This window comes from Salegentibacter echinorum (assembly GCF_900129445.1).
GTDB classification, from domain to species: domain Bacteria; phylum Bacteroidota; class Bacteroidia; order Flavobacteriales; family Flavobacteriaceae; genus Salegentibacter; species Salegentibacter echinorum.
This window is the reverse complement of record NZ_FQVT01000001.1, coordinates 651,836-672,592: the sequence shown is the minus strand read 5'-3', so window position 1 is coordinate 672,592 and position 20,757 is coordinate 651,836. Positions and strand designations below refer to the sequence as shown.

21 protein-coding genes are annotated in these 20,757 nt (G+C 35.9%); 11 read left to right on the top strand and 10 right to left on the bottom strand.

Going from position 1 to position 20,757, the window contains the following annotated elements; genetic code table 11:
• Positions 1-3: 3 nt before the first annotated feature.
• Complete coding sequence (locus BUA71_RS03015) at positions 4-1,293, top strand: dipeptidase (protein WP_072876542.1); 1,290 nt, start codon at positions 4-6, stop codon at positions 1,291-1,293.
• Positions 1,294-1,417: 124 nt separating this feature from the next.
• Here BUA71_RS03015 and BUA71_RS03010 read toward each other — a convergent pair whose 3' ends face one another.
• The 6 genes from BUA71_RS03010 to BUA71_RS02985 form a co-directional block, all read right to left on the bottom strand.
• Positions 1,418-1,966 (bottom strand): type 1 glutamine amidotransferase domain-containing protein, encoded by a 549-nt coding sequence (locus tag BUA71_RS03010; RefSeq protein WP_072876540.1) that lies wholly within the window; start codon positions 1,964-1,966, stop codon positions 1,418-1,420.
• A 175-nt stretch (positions 1,967-2,141) separates the two neighbouring features.
• A complete protein-coding gene (locus BUA71_RS03005) occupies positions 2,142-3,161 on the bottom strand; it encodes a YihY/virulence factor BrkB family protein (protein WP_072876538.1) in 1,020 nt (339 codons plus the stop codon).
• Between the two features lie 3 nt (positions 3,162-3,164).
• Positions 3,165-3,683 (bottom strand): DinB family protein, encoded by a 519-nt coding sequence (locus tag BUA71_RS03000; protein WP_072876870.1) that lies wholly within the window; start codon positions 3,681-3,683, stop codon positions 3,165-3,167.
• A 1-nt stretch (position 3,684) separates the two neighbouring features.
• Positions 3,685-6,258, bottom strand: a complete 2,574-nt coding sequence (locus BUA71_RS02995) for a phosphoenolpyruvate carboxylase (RefSeq protein ID WP_072876536.1) — start codon at positions 6,256-6,258, stop codon at positions 3,685-3,687.
• A 95-nt stretch (positions 6,259-6,353) separates the two neighbouring features.
• Complete coding sequence (locus BUA71_RS02990; RefSeq protein ID WP_072876535.1) at positions 6,354-6,833, bottom strand: Lrp/AsnC family transcriptional regulator; 480 nt, start codon at positions 6,831-6,833, stop codon at positions 6,354-6,356.
• Positions 6,834-6,908: 75 nt separating this feature from the next.
• Positions 6,909-8,069, bottom strand: a complete 1,161-nt coding sequence (locus BUA71_RS02985) for a M14 family zinc carboxypeptidase (RefSeq protein WP_072876534.1) — start codon at positions 8,067-8,069, stop codon at positions 6,909-6,911.
• A gap of 278 nt (positions 8,070-8,347) precedes the next feature.
• Between BUA71_RS02985 and BUA71_RS02980 the strand changes: the two genes are divergently transcribed.
• Together BUA71_RS02980 and BUA71_RS02975 are read left to right on the top strand one after the other, a co-directional pair.
• Positions 8,348-8,755, top strand: coding sequence for a helix-turn-helix domain-containing protein (locus BUA71_RS02980; RefSeq protein ID WP_072876533.1), 408 nt, complete (start codon positions 8,348-8,350; stop codon positions 8,753-8,755).
• Between the two features lie 50 nt (positions 8,756-8,805).
• Positions 8,806-9,180, top strand: a complete 375-nt coding sequence (locus BUA71_RS02975) for a membrane lipoprotein lipid attachment site-containing protein (RefSeq protein WP_072876532.1) — start codon at positions 8,806-8,808, stop codon at positions 9,178-9,180.
• 138 nt (positions 9,181-9,318) lie between these two features.
• On the opposite strand, the gene BUA71_RS02970 is transcribed toward BUA71_RS02975, so the two are convergent.
• Positions 9,319-10,035 carry an RDD family protein gene (locus BUA71_RS02970; RefSeq protein WP_072876531.1) on the bottom strand — a complete coding sequence of 239 codons (717 nt, stop codon included), beginning with the start codon at positions 10,033-10,035 and terminating at the stop codon, positions 9,319-9,321.
• A 35-nt stretch (positions 10,036-10,070) separates the two neighbouring features.
• On the opposite strand from BUA71_RS02970, the gene BUA71_RS02965 reads away from it, so the two are divergent.
• From BUA71_RS02965 to BUA71_RS02930, 8 genes are all read left to right on the top strand, one after another.
• Positions 10,071-11,036 carry a stage II sporulation protein M gene (locus BUA71_RS02965; protein ID WP_072876530.1) on the top strand — a complete coding sequence of 322 codons (966 nt, stop codon included), beginning with the start codon at positions 10,071-10,073 and terminating at the stop codon, positions 11,034-11,036.
• The gene (locus tag BUA71_RS02960; RefSeq protein ID WP_072876529.1) at positions 11,029-11,883 is read left to right on the top strand and encodes a hypothetical protein; all 855 of its coding nucleotides are present in this window, start codon (positions 11,029-11,031) and stop codon (positions 11,881-11,883) included. The genes BUA71_RS02965 and BUA71_RS02960 overlap by 8 nt, the downstream gene beginning before the upstream one ends.
• A gap of 17 nt (positions 11,884-11,900) precedes the next feature.
• The gene (locus BUA71_RS02955) at positions 11,901-12,653 is read left to right on the top strand and encodes a DUF4129 domain-containing protein (RefSeq protein ID WP_072876528.1); all 753 of its coding nucleotides are present in this window, start codon (positions 11,901-11,903) and stop codon (positions 12,651-12,653) included.
• A complete protein-coding gene (locus BUA71_RS02950) occupies positions 12,646-13,863 on the top strand; it encodes a DUF4350 domain-containing protein (protein ID WP_072876526.1) in 1,218 nt (405 codons plus the stop codon). The genes BUA71_RS02955 and BUA71_RS02950 overlap by 8 nt, the downstream gene beginning before the upstream one ends.
• Positions 13,844-14,938 (top strand): AAA family ATPase, encoded by a 1,095-nt coding sequence (locus tag BUA71_RS02945; RefSeq protein ID WP_083572019.1) that lies wholly within the window; start codon positions 13,844-13,846, stop codon positions 14,936-14,938. Before BUA71_RS02950 ends, BUA71_RS02945 begins: the two co-directional genes overlap by 20 nt.
• On the top strand, positions 14,938-16,269 hold the full coding sequence (locus tag BUA71_RS02940) for a DUF58 domain-containing protein (RefSeq protein WP_072876524.1): 1,332 nt from the start codon (positions 14,938-14,940) through the stop codon (positions 16,267-16,269). The genes BUA71_RS02945 and BUA71_RS02940 overlap by 1 nt, the downstream gene beginning before the upstream one ends.
• Positions 16,270-16,682: 413 nt before the next feature.
• On the top strand, positions 16,683-17,102 hold the full coding sequence (locus BUA71_RS02935) for a DUF2141 domain-containing protein (protein WP_072876522.1): 420 nt from the start codon (positions 16,683-16,685) through the stop codon (positions 17,100-17,102).
• Positions 17,103-17,798: 696 nt separating this feature from the next.
• Entirely contained in the window at positions 17,799-18,761 is a 963-nt protein-coding gene (locus BUA71_RS02930) for a hydrogen peroxide-inducible genes activator (protein ID WP_072876520.1), read from the top strand.
• A 163-nt stretch (positions 18,762-18,924) separates the two neighbouring features.
• On the opposite strand, the gene BUA71_RS17775 is transcribed toward BUA71_RS02930, so the two are convergent.
• From BUA71_RS17775 to BUA71_RS02915, 3 genes are all read right to left on the bottom strand, one after another.
• Positions 18,925-19,122, bottom strand: a complete 198-nt coding sequence (locus tag BUA71_RS17775) for a hypothetical protein (protein WP_072876518.1) — start codon at positions 19,120-19,122, stop codon at positions 18,925-18,927.
• A gap of 218 nt (positions 19,123-19,340) precedes the next feature.
• Positions 19,341-20,141, bottom strand: coding sequence for a TIGR00266 family protein (locus tag BUA71_RS02920; RefSeq protein WP_072876516.1), 801 nt, complete (start codon positions 20,139-20,141; stop codon positions 19,341-19,343).
• Positions 20,142-20,145: 4 nt separating this feature from the next.
• On the bottom strand, positions 20,146-20,601 hold the full coding sequence (locus BUA71_RS02915) for a DUF4442 domain-containing protein (RefSeq protein WP_072876514.1): 456 nt from the start codon (positions 20,599-20,601) through the stop codon (positions 20,146-20,148).
• Between the last annotated feature and the right edge of the window lie 156 nt (positions 20,602-20,757).

The following is a 20,757-nucleotide window of genomic DNA, read 5'->3' as shown; positions in this document are numbered from 1 at the left end:
TTAATGAAATTCAAACTTCTAAATTTAGCGCTTATTTTAAGCTCCTTTAGCTTAATTGCACAACAACAAGATGATTCCAGTCTAATAGAAAAAGCTAAAAAGATTCACGAAAACGTGATTACCATAGATACTCACGCCGATTTTAACGTCAATAACTTTACCAAAGAAAGGAACTATACCATGAACCTGGAAAACCAGGTTACTTTGCCTAAAATGGAAGCCGGCGGATTAGATGTCGCCTGGCTTATCGTTTATACCGGGCAGGGAGAGCTCAATGAAGAGGGTTACCAAAAAGCCCAGGAAAATGCGATGAGTAAATTTAATGCCATTCATAGGTTAGTCGAAGAATATGCTCCAAATAAAATAGGATTGGCTACAAATTCTCAAGAAGTACGGGAATTAATTTCTGAAGGAAAAAAGGTCGCGATGATTGGAGTTGAAAATGGCTACCCTATTGGTAATGATATCACTAATGTTGAGAAATTTTACGATCTGGGAGCGAGGTATATGTCTTTAGCTCACCAGGGCCACAGCCAGCTTAGTGATTCCAATACTGGTGAGGAAGACGATGAGTGGTTACACAACGGACTTAGCGATCTTGGTAAAGAAGTAATTGTAGAAATGAACCGACTGGGAATGATGATAGATGTTTCCCACCCTTCTAAAGAAGCCATTAAGCAAATGTTTAAGCTTTCTAAGGCGCCACTAATTGCTTCGCATTCTTCTGCCAGAAATCTTTCCAATCATAGCCGCAACCTTGACGATGAGCTTTTAATGCTTTTTAAAAAACACGGCGGGGTGGTACAAACGGTAGCTTTTAGTTCTTATGTTGATTTGGAAAAAAATAAAGCTTTTGCAGATCGAAGCTCGCAGGTTTACAGAAGAAAAGCTAAAGAAATGAATTTTAAAGAATTGGATAAGGACAGTTTAAAAAGCTTAAGTAATGAAGCCAGGGATGCCTATTATGCCGACGCTCAAAAAATAAAATCGGCTGCAGCACAGGAAATTGCAGCTTTAAAAGACGAAATTGAACAGGTAAATGTTTCAGATTTTGTAGATCATATAGATTATATGGTAGATCTTATTGGGATTGATCACGTAGGAATAAGCAGTGACTTTGACGGCGGCGGCGGAATTGACGGCTGGGAAGACGCTTCAGAAACTTTAAATGTTACTAAAGAATTGGTAAAAAGAGGTTATTCTGAAGAAGAAATCGCTAAATTATGGGGTGAAAATTTATTACGCGTAATGGACGAGGTTGCAGCAGTAGCAAAGGAAATTCAGGAGAAATAATTATGAAAAACTTAGAAGCACCAGAGCTTATTGGGGTAATTAGGGTTTGAAATTCTTAGAGGTATAATTTATAGTATAAAAAAAGGAGCAAAAATGCTCCTTTTTTTTTAGTAAGTTTTAAAATCTAGGCATGCTGTAAATCGTGCTTACCTTCTTTAATTTCTTCAATAACTTTATCATTAAAAGCCGGAAGATCTTCTGGTGATCTTGAAGTAACAAAAGCTTCATCTACCACTACTTCTTTATCTACCCAAAGTGCACCTGCATTCTCCAGGTCTTTTTTGATAGATTTATAGGAAGTCATGGTACGGCCTTCCACAACCTCAGCATTAATCAACGTCCAGGCTGCGTGGCAAATTGCTCCTACAGGCTTACTTTGTTTAAAGAAATCTCTCACAAAAACAAGAGCGTCTTCATTTACCCTTAGTTGATCTGGGTTTATAACTCCACCTGGAAGTACCAAAGCATGATAATCTTTAGCACTCACATCTTTAAGAGCGTGATCCACATCTATTTCTCCAGACCAGTCGGTGCCCTCCCAACCTTTTATTTTACCTTTCTCAGGACTTATGATATCTACTTTAAAACCTTCTTTTTCCATAGCTTCTTTTGGAGAGAAAAGTTCACTCTTTTCAAATCCATTAGTCGCTAATATTGCAATCTTCTTATCCATAATTCATTCTTTTTTGGTTCACTACAAAGATAATTTACAACTAAGGTTTTCTGTACTAATAGGATTATAAAAGAAATGGTTGTAAGCGTTAAACTATATTAATTCTCTTAAAATTTATTGAAATTATTTTGCATATTTCCCGTCATTAAGAAGTAATTTTTAAGGGATGTTGAGATTAACTCCCATTTGAATCTTTTTCTTGCTTCTCTTGCTTCTCCTGCTCTTCTTCCCAATGCATATTACTTCTTAAAGTATCCATTATTTTCTTCTCTTCTTTTAATTGGGTGCGGCGTCGTTTTAATTTTTCCATTTCCTGGTAAATAGCTGGCTCACCAAATCTATTGGGAACTACCCGTTCATTTTTTAATAACGCATACTGCACAGTAAATTCTGCACCAAAGAAGAGGATTAAACAGGTGTAATACACCCAAAGCAAAATAAGCACAACAGATGAAGCCCCGCCATAGACCGATGCCGGTTCACTTTGCCCAAAATAGTAACCTAAAAGAGCTTCTCCTGCTAGAAATAAAACCGTAGTAAGTGCCGCTCCCACATAAGTGATTTTCCATCGTAATTTTATATCGGGTAAAAGTTTAAATATAGCTGCAAAAAGTGTCGTTAAAATTATAAAGGAAATTGCAAAGTTTACTATTTCTACCGTAAAGGCTGTGATTTGGGGAGCAAATTGCTCTATTTCTTCCTTTAAAAAGCTAATTAAAGCAGAGATAACGAGAGACATTAAAAGTAATAATCCAATGGCTACAATCATTCCAAAAGAAATTAATCGATCCAAAAGCATTTGAAGGATATCGGTTTTCTTAGCTGCTACATTCCAAATATTGTTCATTGCTCTTTTAAGCTGAAAAAACAATCCTGTGGCGGCAAAAAGCAACATAACTGCTCCAAAAATAATGGCTAAAGTAGAATCTTCCGATAAGGCTACGTTCGTAATCATTTCCTCTACTGCCATAGCTGAATCCCTACCAATAAAATCGGCAATCTCATTGGTTAACCTTCCCTGAACGTCACTCTTCTTAAAAAAATAACCCGCGATACTTACCACGATAATAAGCAAAGAAGGTAAAGAGAACAAAGCATAATAAGCGATTGTGGCGCTCATTGCGTATGGCTCATTACGGTTCCAACTTGCATAGCTGTCTTTAAGAAGAGTCCAGAAGGTTTTTAAAAATTTCATAGCTTAAAGGTAATACTCTTTTATAATCTCCATATGATGCAGTGTATGACCTGCTACAATAAAGCCCGTTGCCCGGCAACTGGTATTTCCACCGCTAACCGACCCTAGATTGAGTAACATTTCGTTAGAAAAACTCTCATACATAACAATACCAGAATTCCTTACTGCAGTAAATTCATCTTTTAAACTATGTAGCGTTCTTCTGTTAGCCTTACTGGTAGATGCATAAGCTTCATGATCATAACCAGGGAGCACAATTCCCGGTTCCCTAGCTATACATAATGCCCTGTATTGAAAAATTCGTTCTACATCTATTATATGCTGAAGTACTTCTGCAATACTCCATTTCCCCTGTGCATATGCGTAATCCAAATTTTCAGGAGCTATCCTTTCCAGAAATTTTAAAAATTCATCCCTGTTTTCCTCAAGTAAAATCCCCAGCCGTAAATTGCCGGGGATTTTTTTAATATACCTGCCATAAAATTCTTTGTATTCGGCAGAAGTTAAATTATTCGCTGTCATATTATGCTGAGTTTCTACTGGCATTAATATTACCATATAAAGAACGGGTTACCATTTTTTCGTAAACTTTAAGCATATCCGCGGCACTTTCACCTTGTTCCTGTAGTTCCTGTACTTTTCTTAATGCGTGCTGTTGTATGGTTAACAAAGGCAACACAATATGCTCTCTAACCTGAATAGATGCTCTTCCAGCCGGTTGATTTTCCATCATTTCATTATAACCGGTCACTTTGAGCAACATCGCATGGGTACGCTCATATTCGGTATGAATAATTTCCCAAAATTCTCCAAATTCCTCATCATTTTTCATATATGCGGTAAGCGCAAAGAAAGATTTCGTAAGACTCATCATGGAATTTTCCAATAAGGTCTTAAAAAAGACAGAGTTATTATAGAGATGTTTCACTTTATCAAACTCCCCTTCTTTTTCAAATTGCTCCAATGCAGTACCCACACCGTAAAACCCGGGAACATTCTGTTTTAGCTGGCTCCAGCTCCCCACAAACGGAATTGCCCTTAAAGCAGAAAAATCTAATGATGCAGATTTATTTCTTTTTGAAGGTCTGCTTCCAATATTTGTTTTAGAATAATACTTTAAAGTACTCATTTTTTCTAAATAAGGAATAAATTTCTCGTGCTCTTTAAAGTTAGTATAGGTTTTATAACTTACTTCGGCTAATTTATTCATGGTTTCTCTGTCCTCAGCCGATAATTTATTTTTATCGTCGCTAAAAATCTCATTTGAAACCCCAGAACTTAATAATTGTTCCAGGTTATACCTACAGGAGTCCTGTGTTCCAAAATTGGAGCTAATAGTTTGTCCTTGCACGGTTAATTGTATTTCCTCATTTTCTATATTTTCGCCCAGAGAAGCGTAAAATTGGTGAGTTTTTCCACCACCACGTGCCGGTGGTCCTCCTCTACCATCAAAGAACACGACTTTTATACCGTGTTTTCTGGAAACTTCGGTTAAAGCCTCTTTAGCTTTATAGATACTCCAGTTTGCCATTAAATAACCACCATCTTTAGTACCATCACTAAAACCTAACATGATGGTTTGTTTATCACCTCGAGCTTTTATGTGTTCGCGATAAACTGGATTGTTATACAGTGTATCCATCACATCTGGCGAAGCTTTTAAATCTGGCACCGTTTCAAAAAGTGGAATAACATCTACCGTTGGTTTTTCCCATCCACATAGTTTTAAGAATGCAAAAGGTTCCAAAATACTTTGCGGCACCTCACTGTGGCTTATAATATAACGATTAGCCCCGGGCTCTCCATTTTTCTCCTGGATTTCCTGCATAGCATAGATAGAAGAAAGCGTAGATTTTGTAATCCCCTCTTCAAAAGCATCAGGGTCTATTTTACCTTCTGCTTTAGTTAAAGCTTCAATTTGATCTTCAGTAGATAGTTCTCTGTAATTTTTAGGAAGTAAACCGGGTTGTTGTTCTAAAATGGTATCCAACACCTCGGCGTGTTTCCCAGAGTCCTGGCGTATATCTAAAGTTGCAAAGTGATAACCAAATATTTTCACTTTGTTTAAAAGATCGTTTATTTCTTCGATAAACAAGCCCTGGTGCTTTGCTTCAACGATACTCTTAATTTTTTCAAGCTTTGAAGTCAGTTCAGTAAGCGGCATTTTAATCTTTCCAGATTTAGAAATTGCGCTTTGGTACAATGCCGATTCAATTTCAGAAATAATAACATCTACTTCGCTAAAAGTAATGCGTCTTTTTAACGTTCTTATGTCCCTGTAATAGTTGAGGAGAATCGTACTACGTAAACGCTTTGCTACTTTTAGCGTAATTTCTGTAGTTACAAATGGATTACCATCGCGGTCACCACCAGGCCAAAACCCTAAGTTAATCACCTGGTTACCAATATCATCCCCATCAAAAATATTCTCCTGAATATAATTGTACATTTTACTGATACTTTGATAGAAAACATTTTCAAAATACCAAATGAGGTTTACAGCTTCATCATAGGGTGTTGGTTTCTCTTTCTTAAAAAATGGAGTTTTCCCCAGCTGCGCCAATAATTTCTTAATACTGGTAATATCATTTACCTGTATAGCTTTATCCAAATCTGTAATTATTCCCAGGACAGCACCGGGATAAAATTGTGTAGGATGTGCAGTTAAAGTAGGTCGCACCTTAAATCGTTTCAGGTATTCCTTAAGTTCTGGTTCTTTATTTTTAGCCTCGGCTTCCTCCTTTATATTTCTAAGGGTACCACGGCCTTCCATATTATTTACTACAGGAAAAGACGCATCTTCTATAGCATCAAATAGCACTACCTGTCTTTCAATATACTGAATAAATCTAAAAAGTAAGCTTATTTGATGGTCTTCGGAAGGATTTTCCTGGTATTTATTAAAGAAATCCTGAATTATTTCTGAAGGGTTTTTATTCTCTTTAAAGCCTGCTTCACATATTTCCTGAAAAAGTGGCAGCAGGGATCCCGTTTTACTAATATCATCAAAAGGTAAAGTTAGGAATATACTATTATATACCTGATACTTAGACAACACGCTTTCGTTGAATCGTTCTAATTTTGGTTCTCTGTGCATAAATAAAATTTAGTTGATTGTGTTAATTTTGAAGTTATAAAAAAACCCTTTAAACATGTAAGCTTAAAGGGTTTTTATAATAAATTTAATACCGCTTACATATCCTGAAAGATAGAATGCATTAAACGTTTTTTATCATTTAAACTTTCCTCAAGGGAAATCATGGTTTCGGTTCTGTACACTCCTTCAATATCATCCAACTGGAAAATAATTTCTTTGGCGTGCTGTGTATTGCGGGCTCTTACTTTGCAAAATACATTAAATTTGCCTGTAGTCACGTGAGCCACTGTTACAAAAGGAATTTCATTTATTCGCTCTAATACAAATTTTGTTTGAGAGGTGTTTTTTAGGAAAACGCCAACATAAGCAATAAAAGCATAACCCAATTTTTTATAATCAAGGGTTAATGAAGAACCTTTTATAATTCCTGCTTCTTCCATTTTCTTTACTCTAACATGAACCGTTCCTGCCGAAATCAATAATTTTTTAGCAATATCAGTAAATGGAGTTCTGGTATTCTCAATTAACATATCGAGAATTTGATGATCTGTCTCGTCTAACTTAAACTTGGCCATTTTTAATTTCTTTTTTATTTGAAATTCAAAATTAGTACAAATTCTTTGAATATTTACTAATCATTTGAACTATTATTATGATATTAAGGCTAATAATTTCGAATTTAACGTTATTTTATTAACTATAACGTTTTCGGTTAAATCAGGCTTTCCGTTTATCTCAACTTTCTTTTCACCACACTCAATTTCTTTATGACCAAATTCTTTAATTTCTGGAGCTATTTTTTCAATTTTTGGAACCAAAACAAATTTCTCTGCAACTATTTTTTCCTGAAACTGAATGGCAACATCCCTAATCCCATCTTCAGTTTTAGCATTCCTATAAACAACATCATAAAATAACTTCTTGTTCTCAGGAATTTCAAAGTAAGCCTTATAATCTAAGTTATTGTAGTTTTTACAAGCTACACCTCTTAAAACAGACAACAAGGCTAAAAAAACATATTTCCTGGTCTCCTCACGCTCATAATCATTTGGAAAATGCCCGGCTTCAAAGAGGATTGTTGGGGTTTTAGTGCTTTGAAAACTATCTCCCGTGCAATTAATATTAAATGCATCATCATACCTACCTATTCTATTTGACAGCAGTTCATTGAGATCTTTAGCGATCCCGGCAATAAGCTGCATACTGGTTACCCTGGAAGGATAAATTTCCCGATTTTCATCCATTGATGGAGTTAGAAATGACAAAACAGCGGGTTCTTTTTGCTCGCCCGCACTAAAAATTGTACGTTGATCGTGCAGGTTTAAACAAAAATCTGGTTTAAAATCTTTAAAATTCTCACGCAAAATCCTGCTTTCTATCTCTTTTAATTCTTTTGCATCCCTATTTAAATCTACCTTGTTGGCGTTTACACGGGTGTAAGCACTGGCACCATCGGGATTGAGCATAGGAATAATACAAAGCTCACATTTTTCTAATATTTTTTTTATCAAAATATCTTCTGAGTTTTCCTGAAAATACTTCAGGAAATCAAAAACTGCTTTGGTAGTTGTAGATTCATTTCCGTGCATTTGGGACCAGGCAAGAATTTTAACAGTACCTTTTCCCAGGGTGATGCTATGAATTGGTTTTCCCAGAACCGAGCTTCCAATCTGCTTTATTTTAAAAGTGGTTCTTAAATCCTTAAGCAAGGGTTCTATATCTTTTTGTTGAGTATATCTACCAGATAATCGCTCCTCTTTAAGCTTCGAATAATCTTCTAAAAGCTGTCGAAATAAGTGTGTCTTTTCCATGTTTACAAAAGTAAACAATCAATATTTCACAATTGTAAACAGCAGAATTTAAAAATGTGGATTACAACTGTAAACATCTTTGCTTTCTTGGTTCTTTCACAATTGGAATATCTCCTACTACTAAAAAATTAATATGTATTTTGTTTTATTTTAGATATTTAACTGTCACAATATTAACTTTTAGTTTAATGTTTATTTTAATATTACAATTGTAATTTGCACGCTATAAATGGTTTAGTTACATTTGTAAATGGATAAATTCACACTGTAAATTCACAATGGTAAACACCGAGGAATTCTCAAAACGCCTGCATAAAATTTTAGATTTCTATGAATTATCGGCGGCTGCTTTTGCAGATAAAATTGAAGTAGGCCGTTCCTCTATTTCTCATATTCTTTCGGGAAGAAATAAACCCAGTTTAGATTTTGTGATGAAGATTGTAAAGACTTTTCCCGAAGTGGAATTGTATTGGCTACTGAATGGCAAGGGAAATTTTCCGGCTTCGGAAAAACCAAAAGAACAACCTGATTTAGCAAAACCTGTTACCGCTTCACCATCTCAAAATATGGCTGCAGCAAAAGAGGAAAATGAATCTGCTCCTGCTTTTTCAAATACAAAACAAAAACCTATTCGTAAAATTGTTATTTTTTATGAAGATGGCACTTTTGAGGCCTTTCAAAATTGAAAATCTGGAGAAAATAGGCTTATTTTGCACAATCTAAAAACCCTCCAGTTATGAAGAAAATACTTATCGCCTGTTCCCTGCTATTTTTGCTTACCGGTTGTTTTGAACCCGAACGAAATTGCGCCGATTACAGGGTTGGAAAATTTGAGTATAAAACCTATATAAACGGTGAAATGGCTACCTCTACCTTTATTAGAAATGATTCTATTGAAATAGATAAATTTCAGGGAAATACAGATACCTCTTCAGTGAGATGGATTAATGATTGCGAGTATATCCTAAGAAATATAAATCCCAAAAGTATGGCTGAAGAAAAGGCTATTCACATGAAAATTTTAACTACCAATAAAGATGGTTATACGTTTGAATATGGTGTAGTTGGAGACCCTAAAAAACAACGTGGTTCGGTAACTAAAGTAAAATAAACTTAGTCACGCTTTTTGCTATATTAGATAGTATAATTGGATAAAAATTAGGGACGTACACAGTCTTGATTCTTGACTCTTGTTTCTTTTCTGTATAATCTATTTTCTTGTTTCTTATCTCATGTCTCTTTTTAAATTTCACCCTCTCTGCGTGTAATAATTATAGTCTGTAATCACCTGTTGTATAAAATGTATTGGAGATTCATCCGGTTTTATTTCTAATAATTCGGATACTTTTTGAGAAAGACTATAAATTAGTTGTTCATTGTTTTCCCGCTTTCCCTTTTGATAAAGGTTTTTAATATTTTGAACATCGGCGTCTTTTAATACACTTACTTGGGGGTATTTAGGCTGATGGTCTTCTGGTACATCTACTGCCAGGCTTCTATGAATATTTGTTCGTGGCTTTTCTGAAATAACCGTGGTTTTTGCTGCAAGATCGCCTAAACGTTGTCCTTTGCCGTTCAGTAAAATAGTTACTACCGCAATAGAACCGCTACTTATGGTAATATCAATAAACCGAAGCAACCATCTAATTAGGTACTCGGCAAACCCTGGCCGGGAACCATTAAGCTTTACCACTCTTATTTGTAGTGCTGCTTTACCTGGGGTTTGTCCATTGTACAAACTTTCCCATAAAACGAAGTACAAGAGCGATGGCAACCCCATTACCAGGTAGTAAACCCACTGCCCTCCTCCATCCAGTCCGGTTCCGGCCAGGGCCATACTACTAATTACTACATAAAGCCCTATTATGAAACCATCTACAATAAAAGCCAGGACACGATCTCCCACGCTCGCTACATTTTGAAAAATACTAATATTTTGAGCGGTTTCAATTTGAAAATTATCCATTTAATCTGTTTCTTTGAGACTTAATATTTAAAAATATGCGTGAGGCTGCGTTTGTGAAGCAAAATAAGAATAAATGGCTGAAGTTTGAAAGCCTGCTTCAAAATAAAAATAAGCTGCAGCCCCAAAAGCTGTCAGACATTTATATTGAAATTAGCGATCATCTTAGCTACTCGAAGACTTTCTACCCCAAAAGCAACACCACAGTTTATCTAAATCAATTAGCAGCTTCAGCACACCAAAGAATTTATAGAAATAAAAAAGAATCTAAAAACAGGGTTATCACTTTCTACACTAAAGAATTCCCACTGTTTTTTTATAAATTTCAGAAACAACTATTACTGGCCTTTCTTATTTTTGCGCTATTTTCTGCTGCCGGTGCCTTCTCTGCCGCATCAGACCATACTTTTGTGCGCAGCATACTTGGCGATGCCTACGTTAACATGACCTTGCAAAATATCGCAGAAGGTGACCCCATGGCGGTTTATAAAAAAATGGCCGAAACAGATATGTTCCTGGGCATCACCATAAATAACATTCGGGTAGCGCTTATCGCATTTAGCCTGGGATTACTGGCAGGCCTGGGCACTGTTTTTGTCCTTATGCAAAATGCAGTGATGCTGGGCTCCTTTCAATACTTTTTTTACGACAAAGGTCTGCTCTGGGAATCGGCCAGGACAATTTGGATTCACGGTACCATAGAAATCTCTGTTATAATTATTGCCGGTTGCGCGGGATTAGTAGTAGGAAGAAGTATGCTTTTCCCCGGCACATATAAAAGATTGACTTCCTTTACAAAAGGGGTGAAAAATGGATTAAAAATCGTGATAAGTACGGTTCCTTTCTTTATCATTGCAGGATTTTTGGAAGGATTTGTAACCAGACAAACCCAAATGCCAGATTGGTTAGCTATTATAATCATTGGGCTTTCGCTAACGCTTATTTTATTTTACTATGTCTTTTACCCTATTTACCTACACAAAAAACAATTAATTCATGAATAAAGAGCCTATTAACTTTAAAGAACAGCGAGAGCTGGGTGACATTATAAGTGCAACCTTTAAATTTATAAGGGAAAATTATAAATCCTATTTTAAGAGCATGATCAAAATTATTTGGCCTGCTTTTTTACTTTTAGTTGCAGCGGTTAGTTTTTATAGCTATTCAACCATTGGTAGTAGCTTATTCATGGATGGCCAGCGCGGTACTTTCTTTATAGGTTTTGGTTTACTTATCCTTGCACTTCTCATTTATTATACCGTTTTAAATGTAGCTGCCTTTAATTTCATAAAGTCTTATATGAAAAACAAGGGCGGGATTATTCACCAGGAAATTAAAGATGGTGTAAAAAAAGATTTGGGTAAAATGCTGGGGTTACAAGCTGTATCTGGAATTCTAGTTATTGCCGGAACTATGATTTTTGTCCTTCCCGGAATATATCTTAGTATCCCATTGGCCATTGCCGCAGCCGCATTGGTGTTTAAAAATGAAAGTGTTGGCGGCAGTATTTCAGAAGGTTTTTACCTGGTTAAAGATAATTGGTGGTCCAGTTTTATAAGCCTTTTTCTTATTTGGCTTATCGTTTATGTGATTAGCCTGGTTTTTCAACTTCCACTCTTAATTTATAGCATTATCAAAATGGTTACGGTGATGGACGGTCCAGACCAAACCAATATTTCAGAAGTTTTTGACGGTGTTTATCTAATTTTAACCGTGGCAGCTTCAGCCGTGCAATATATATTATATGCCATTACTCCGGTGGGTGTTGCTTTTGTTTACTATCACCTCAATGAGAAAAAATATGCAACCGGGGCCTACGAAAGTATAGATAACCTGGGAAAAAACGAATAATTGCATTAATGCGGGGCATGACTAAATTTTTATTAATCCTGAATTTACTTTTCTTCGGAAACCTCTATCCACAGGCTACCCGGGACACCGCTTCAGTTGCTACCGCCTCGCAAAGTGTAGTTCTTAGAGAGATTGATTTTGATGCTGAAGAGATTGAAACTTATAAAACCGAAAAAGAATTTGATTACCTAAATCGCATTGAAGAAGATTCCTGGTGGACCCGATTTAAACGTTGGCTTCAACTCAAATATAGCTCTTTTATGAATTGGCTATTCGGCGAGTATGAACCCAGCGGATTTTGGCTTTTTGTTTTAAAGATTTTACCCTATTTATTATTATTTGGGCTGGTAGCCCTCATTTTCTGGCTTTTTATAAGATTGAATCCCGCAAATGCTGTGATGGAAGAACCTATGAAAGCCCGGGTAAATCTACAAAAGGAAGAAGAACTGGTACAATCGGCAGATATTTCAGCATTAATTAAAGAAGCTATTGTCAACGAAGATTATAGATTGGCGGTGCGTTACCTTTATTTAAAGAGTTTAAGGAAATTAGATCAAAATGAATTTATTTCTTATAAATTTCAAAAAACCAACAAAGATTATATTAACGAGATAAAACAGCCTAAAGTTAACGATCAATTTACCAGGATTACCAGGCTTTATGACTTTATATGGTATGGCGCTTTTCAGCTTTCTAAAGAGCGGTTTGAAACGGCCCGGGCAGAATTCATAAAAATGGAAAACAGCATAAATAGCAACCAAAATGACTAGGACATCCAAAATCATATTCGGTGGTTTTCTGTTGTTAATCCTACTATTAACTTACCTGGAGGCCACAGAGCCAGAGCCAGTAAACTGGACGCCCAGTTATACCGCTACAGATAAAATCCCGTTAGGGAGCTTTGTATTTTACAAAAGTTGGATGCAGGCTGAAACTCGCCAGATAAACGAAGTGGGCATTCCACCTTTCGAGAAATTTAGCGATAGTTTGGAAAATGGCAGCTATTTCTTTTTAAATAATTCGGTGAATTTTGACCCCGATGAGTTAGATAAGATCTTAAACTGGGTTAGCCGGGGAAACCAATTATTTATAGCCGCCCGGGGATTTAGCGCCCGCCTGCTGGACACCCTACATTTAGAAACCAATGTTTTAACCCCAAAAGGCGACCTCAGTTCTAAACCTAAACTCAACTTTACAAATTCCAGGCAAAAGACTGCTAAAGATTTTCAGTTTAAAAATGAATTCCCCGGCATTTATTTTAAGGAAAAAGATAGTGCAACAATAAATGTGCTTGGCGATGTTCGTATTGATAAAACTGAAGAAGCAACTAAAAAACCAAATTTTATAAGCGCAGCTTTTGGCGCCGGTAAAATTTTTCTGCACAGCACACCGGAAGCTTTTGGGAATTATTTTTTACTCACTAAAGAGAACTATCGCTATTCAGAAAAAGTACTCGCCCACCTTAATAAAGAAGCACCTTTATATTTAGATGAATATTATAAAGCCGGAAAAACCTCTTTTGGGTCCCCACTTTATGTATTGCTAAGCAATAAACACCTTAAATGGGCTTATTATTTTTTGCTGCTGGGTTGTGTGCTGTTTATTATTTTTGAAGGAAAACGTAAACAACGCGCCATTCCCGTGGTAAAGCCATTAAAAAACCAAAGCTACGAATATGCAAAAACCGTAGGTGACCTATATTTGGAAGAAAAAGCCTATAAAGACTTAATTCAGAAAAAAATTGAATTGTTTTTAGAATATGTAAGAAGCAATTATAAACTTTCTACCAAAACTAGGGACGAAGAATTCTATAATTTACTGGCCTCAAAAAGTGGTAAAAGTAAGGCTGAAGGTAAAAAGTTGTTTGAGAAAATGGAAGAGCTGTCTAAAAATACTGCAGCTGAGAAATCGGAGTTTTTTGAACTTTCCGAAGCGATAAATAATTATAAAAATCCAAAAAATGGAACATCAGGAAAATAATAATACAGGAAAAGCGTCTGTAAACGAAAATATAGAAGATTATACTAAAAAGCAGGAATCACCGCGAGCCGAAGATTCTTATGCTGCAAAACAAGAAACAAAAGCTATAGATTTTGATAGTCGTATTCCTTTAGACGATCTAAAAAATGCAGTTTCAAAATTAAAAGCGCAACTGGGAAAAGTAATTGTGGGCCAACAGGACTTTGTGGAGCTTTTAATCGCGGGCTTACTCTCTAATGGGCACGTATTAATAGAAGGAGTGCCCGGCGTTGCCAAAACTTTAACCGCAAAACTTTTTGCCAGGAGCCTGGATACTAATTTTAGCCGAATACAGTTCACTCCAGATTTAATGCCAAGTGATGTTTTGGGAACTTCTATTTTAAACTCAAGGGAAAGCGAATTTGAATTTAAACCTGGCCCTATATTTTCAAATATTGTGCTAATTGACGAGATAAACCGGGCTCCCGCTAAAACCCAGGCCGCTTTATTTGAGGTGATGGAAGAACGACAAATCACTATAGATGGGAAGCAACACGATTTAAAAGCACCATTTATGGTTCTCGCCACGCAAAACCCCATTGAGCAGGAAGGAACTTACGCCCTACCCGAAGCGCAATTAGACCGGTTTTTATTTAAAATTGAGGTGAATTATCCTGATGTAGAAGACGAGATCAATATTCTTAAAACCCATCACGAGCGCAAAGGCAAGCTTCCAATTAATGAAATTGAAACCGTGTTGGACCCTAAAAACCTTGCCGACTTAAAGAGCCAGATCCGGGAGATTATTGTAGAGGAAAAATTAATGCATTATATCGCAAATATAGTGAGCAAAACCAGGAATCATTCCCACGTTTACCTTGGCGCTTCTCCACGGGCATCTATCGCTGTGATGAATGCTTCTAAAGCTTTTGCCGCGATTAACGGGCGCGATTTTGTAACGCCCGAGGATATTAAAAAAGCCCTAAATCCCGTCCTGGCACATCGTTTAATTATTAGCCCAGATAGGGAAATGGAAGGAATTACTGCGAAAGAGGTAATTGAGATGATTTCTAATTCAGTTGAAATTCCGCGCTAGTGCTTAAATTTTTAAAATCTTTGTACCTGAACAGCCGATTCTTTTACGCGATTTTTGCAATCGCAATACTATTTCTATGCTCTTTTTGGTTTGAGTTTTTATACGCGCCAACCTGGGTGCTAAGTATTATTTTATTTTTCCTGCTTTTGGGGGAACTTGTAGGTCTTTATAAAAATAAAGGTGTACAAGCCGAAAGAATCCTTCCGCAGAAATTTTCAAATTCCGATGATAATGAAGTGATTATTCAGGTGGAGAATAAATATAGTTTTGGGGTCTCTTGTGAACTTATTGATGAAATTCCCATTCAGTTTCAAAAACGGGATTTTTTAAAACAGCTTAAAGTATCTGCAGGGGAAATTGAACAATTCAATTATTCTTTAAGACCTGTAGAACGCGGCGAATATTTCTTCGGCAAATTAAATGTCTATACGCGCACTAAGATAGGACTTGCTAAACGCCGAACAATATTTGGCGATCAACAAATGCTGAAAGTTTATCCATCTTTTATTCAGATGAAAAAACTGGATTTTCTGGCTATAGACAGGCGTTTGTCCCAACCGGGATTAAAAAAAATAAGACGCATTGGGCATACTATGGAGTTTGAGCAAATTAAAGAATATGTGCCCGGGGACGATATTAGAACCATTAACTGGAAAGCCACCGCCAAGCAGGGAGAGTTAATGGTTAATCAATTTCAGGATGAAAAAGCCCAACCGGTTTATTCTGTGATCGATACGGGCCGGGTGATGAAGATGCCCTTTAAAGGCCTTAGTTTATTAGATTACGCGATTAATAGTAGTTTGGCATTTTCTAATATTGCTTTAAAAAAGAAGGACAAAGTAGGTTTGCTCTCCTTTTCTTCCAAAATTGACGGGCTATTAAAAGCCAATTCGCGCTTAAGCCAGTTACAGCAAATCATGGAGCGTTTATATAATATCAAAACGCAGTTCCCAGACTCCGATTTTAATATGCTTTATACTAATTTGCGAAAAAAAGTTACCCAGCGCAGTTTACTAATGCTTTACACTAATTTTGAACATATTTCGGCGCTAAAACGACAACTCCCTTATTTAAAGGCGATTAACAAAAAGCATGTCTTAGTAGTTATTTTCTTTGAAAATACAGAAATGGATAAAATCATTGCTTCCCAGCCCGAAAATACCACCGCCATGGCCCACCAGGTAATGGCTGAAAATTTTGTTCAGCAGAAAAAATTAATGGCAGCCGAATTAAGAGCTCACGGCATCAATACCCTACTCACAAAGCCGGAAGAATTGAGCGTAAATAGCATCAATAAATATTTGGAAATAAAAGCACGCGGTATTTTGTAAAAATTAGGTGTAAGATTATACCTAATTGTATTACATATCTGCATATCTTTTAGCTATCTTAAAAGTTTAAAGCAACGGACAACAAAGACCTCACAGGTCTTTGAGACCTGTGAGGTCTGGTTTATAAGCGCTCCGAAAATTCGGGAGAGATATCTTTTTTTAGAACAAAGATTCTTCACTTCGAAAGCAAAGCCTGTCTTGAGCTGTTTATTTGACATTACGCAGTCGTTCTTTGCTTTACGTTTTCTGCGTTTTTCCTTTGTGCAGCTTCGTTATATTGTATGCTGGTGGCAAAATAAGATTTTCCGCAATTATCAATTCAGCAATAAAAATCTACAACTCGGTTACTTATATTATTTAAAAACAGGCTTCTTATATAGTTTTGAGCATATTAATCTATAAAACTATGTATTATGAAAATTATCGCAATTATTTTTAGCTTGTTTGTTAGCCAGGTTATTTTAGCCCAGGAAACAGAAACAGGAGACATTACCGTACAGGCAAAAAATTTTACCAAGGATGAAGGAAAAGTCTATTTTGGACTTTACACCGAAGAAAATTTTATTAAGAGCGCTCCTTTAAAAGGAGAAGTAAGTGAAATTAAAGATGGTATAGCTAAAGTGACTTTTAAAGATGTTCCTGCCGGCACTTATGCCATAAGCAGTTATCACGACAAAAACGGAAATAAAAGATTGGACTTTGATGAGAACGGAATACCTACCGAAGATTACGGTGTTTCCAACAATGCCATGAATTTATATGGCCCGCCAATTTGGGATGAAGCAAAATTTAAATTTGATGGTGGAGCGAAAAAACTGGAACTCATTTTTTAAAAGGATGTTCAGTGCACGAGCGTGCCTAATGTAATTTATTTCGACATTATCAGATCCGCTACTAAATTTTGAATCTAACTATCTGAGATAAAACAAGAGTATTTAAGTGATAGATTCAAATGAAAGTGTAAAAACAGCCGCGAATTCACGAATAATTTTTAGTGAGTTTGTGGCTTTCTCATCCTAAAAATTCAAGTTTGCTAAACCTTAGCTTTATTTTTTTTAAACAAAAAATCATAAAGAAATGTAAAGAATGCCTTTCGTATTTTTCTTTGAGTCTTAGCGTCTTTGAGGTTTATTTTTAATCAACAAAACTTAAAACAACTTGCAAACTCAGGTAATTATAGCTCGAAGCAATTCCCAACTTATCGAAAAACACCAAAATTACAAATAATTGATATCTGATAAAAATTTAACTGATTAGCATGTCTTATAGTAATCGCTAAAAGAGATTTCATATTTATCCTCCTTATAATTGGAAAACTTCATAAAAAAAGCTAGCTAAAGAAAATATTACCTATGAAAAATCAGGATTCTCAGTTAGTTAAAATTGAGTCTTTTCTCTTTTTTCTTGAAGCGCGAGCGATCTTGTTTCTTTACCGGACAATAGCGCTTCCAAATAGACTAAAACATATTTTTATTGATTTAGTATAGAAAAAACCAATACATTTGTAGTAACCATAATCTTTGCACCTTATGACGATTACACAACTGCATTATGTGTTGGCGGTTGCCGAACACAAGAATTTTACCAAGGCAGCCCAAAAAGTTTTTGTAACCCAGCCTACACTTAGTATGCAAATTCAAAAGCTGGAAGAAGAGCTTGATGTACAAATCTTTGACCGTACAAAGAAACCTATTCAACTTACTGAAACGGGACAAAAAATTGTACAGCAGGCCAGAAATATTGTTAATGAGAGCGACCGCATTCAGGATATTGTAGATCAACAAAAAGGATATGTTGGCGGAATTTTCAAACTGGGCGTAATTCCCACGGTAATGCCTACTTTATTACCTATGTTTATTAGTGATTTTATTAAAAAATATCCCAAGGTAAAGCTAAAGATTGAAGAACTGAACACCGATGAGATTATTGAACGTTTAAAGGAAGGACATTTAGATGCCGCAATTGCCGCCACCCCATTGGAGCTACCGGGTGTTAAAGAAAATGTGCTGTATTATGAACCTTTTGTAGGCTATATCCCAGATTCCCACCGTTTATTTCATGAAAACAAAATTGAGGTAAATGATCTTTCTATAGATGACATGTTATTATTGGAAGACGGCCATTGTTTTAAAGATGGGATTATCAATTTATGTAAGTCTTCCCGCGATTATGACGACGACCATTTTCAATTGGAAAGCGGGAGTTTTGAAACCTTAATTAAACTTGCCAATGAAGGTTTGGGAATGACGCTTCTTCCCTATTTACATACCCGGGACGTTAAAGAAGAGGAAAAAAAGAATTTAAAAATGTTTAAAGAACCGGTACCCGCCCGCGAAGTTAGTCTTATTTACAACCGCAGCGAATTGAAAATGCAAATTATTGAAGCTTTACGCAAAACAATTGCCGGAGTGGTTAAAGGCGCCATTACTTTTCACAATGTGAATATTATAAGTCCGTTGAATAAAAGTAAAAAAGAATCTCACTCTGATTGAAGATTAAGAACTAAAAATTTCCCAGTTCGCAATATCTCATCATATAAATTTAAAGACTACGCACCCTGGCAAAGAATTAGCATTTAAACATTCAAGATTTTTTAATACTAATGTAAATTTTAACGATATAAACTTAAAAAAGCGGCTCGAAAGCCGCTTTTATTTATGTTTTTAAATAGATTAAACATTGGTTAAGTTCGGGGTTTTGACGGGTTAACGTCATTACCCAAATCTTAAGTTCCTCAATTTCGTGAGGCAAAAGCCGTTCTAGGGCTTTCTTCACTTCTCTGCAAAATAGATTTGAATCAAAACTAACTTTGTTAAGTATAGTTTTGGTGTAATCAAACATCGCTCTCGCCATAATTTGAAAATATTAAATTAAAAGTTAGGTTAATAATAAGTAGAAGTATGTTATAGGCATCAATTATTTCTATACTTCCATAAAGATAACCATAAATTAATGATTTTCAATTTATTTTACTTTGTTTAACAATTGGATGTGTTTTTGGTTTGGTGTTTATTATTTGTTTTTTAGCTAACTGACTTTGAACCTTGAACCTGAAACTTTGAACTTATTGTTTAAAAACCTCTATCCCCGCCTATAACATCACCTATACCTCCTAGAATGCTGCCTTCACCTTTGTCTTTTCCTCCACCCTGGGGCGCTGCTTGTAAAATTCGATTAGCTAATCTACTAAAGGGTAACGATTGCACATATACGGTACCTGGGCCGGTTAGCGTGGCAAAAAAGAGCCCTTCTCCACCAAAAACAGTATTCTTAATACCGCCTACAAATTCAATATCGTAATTTATATCTTGTGTAAAACCTATAATACAACCGGTATCGACTTTTAAAACCTCGCCGGGTGCCAATTCTTTACGCGCCATAGTGCCACCGGCATGAACAAAAGCCATCCCATCACCTTCTAGTTTTTGCATGATAAAGCCTTCACCTCCAAAGAATCCCCGACCCATTTTTCGGCTAAATTCAATACCTACGGCAACGCCTTTTGCAGCACATAAAAAAGCATCTTTCTGGCAAATAAATTTATTGTTGTATCTCGTGAGATCTATAGGTATAATCTTGCCGGGATAGGGCGAGGCGAAACTAATATGTTTTTTCCCCTGAATTTCATTGGTGAAAATGGTCATAAACAAACTTTCTCCGGTAAGCAAGCGTTTACCCGCTCCCAGTACTTTTCCCAGAAACCCTTCCTTTTCTTTAGAACCGTCCCCAAAAATAGTGTCCATTTTAATTCCATTATCCATCATCATAAAATTGCCGGCTTCAGCAATCACAGCTTCCTGCGGATCTAATTCTAATTCTACATATTGCATTTCTTCCCCCAGAATCTGGTAATCTATTTCATGTGCATTCATAATCTTATGGTTTTAATTTAATTGTCCATTCAAATTCAAAAACAGATACCTGTTCGCCGGTATTATTTATTCCGGTTGCTTTCATCCAAAAAGTTTGCCCCTCCCCGGTGGCTATGGTTTTTTGTATAACTTTATCTATCAAATGTCCGTCGTAACAATAAAAACTTATTTTACCGGTCGCTTTTTTGGTGAATTGTGCTTTATTTTGAGCTACTAACATAGAAATGCTTCTATTGGTTTTCTGTATTTTTCCCATTATTATAGCGCCGGTGCTTAGCTCGGCAGCCATCGCCTGTACCGCAAAATACATACTTTTAAAAGGATTTTGGTTAATCCATTTATGCTTAACCGAAACCTTACAGGTATCTTCATCTATGGCTTCTGCTCTCACCCCACATAACCAGGCACTGGGAATTTTAAGCATTAAATATTTATTCAATTTGTTTGTAGTTATTGTCATAGCTGGATTATTTTTTATAAAGTTTCAGAAAATACACAATTTCTCACTAATTTTTAATTCTACAAGTGAAAATCCCTCAAAATTGTAATGTACCAGGATGTTTCGTAATAAATGTATTCAAAATTATCAATAGTTTCTGAATTTTAATTTCATAAA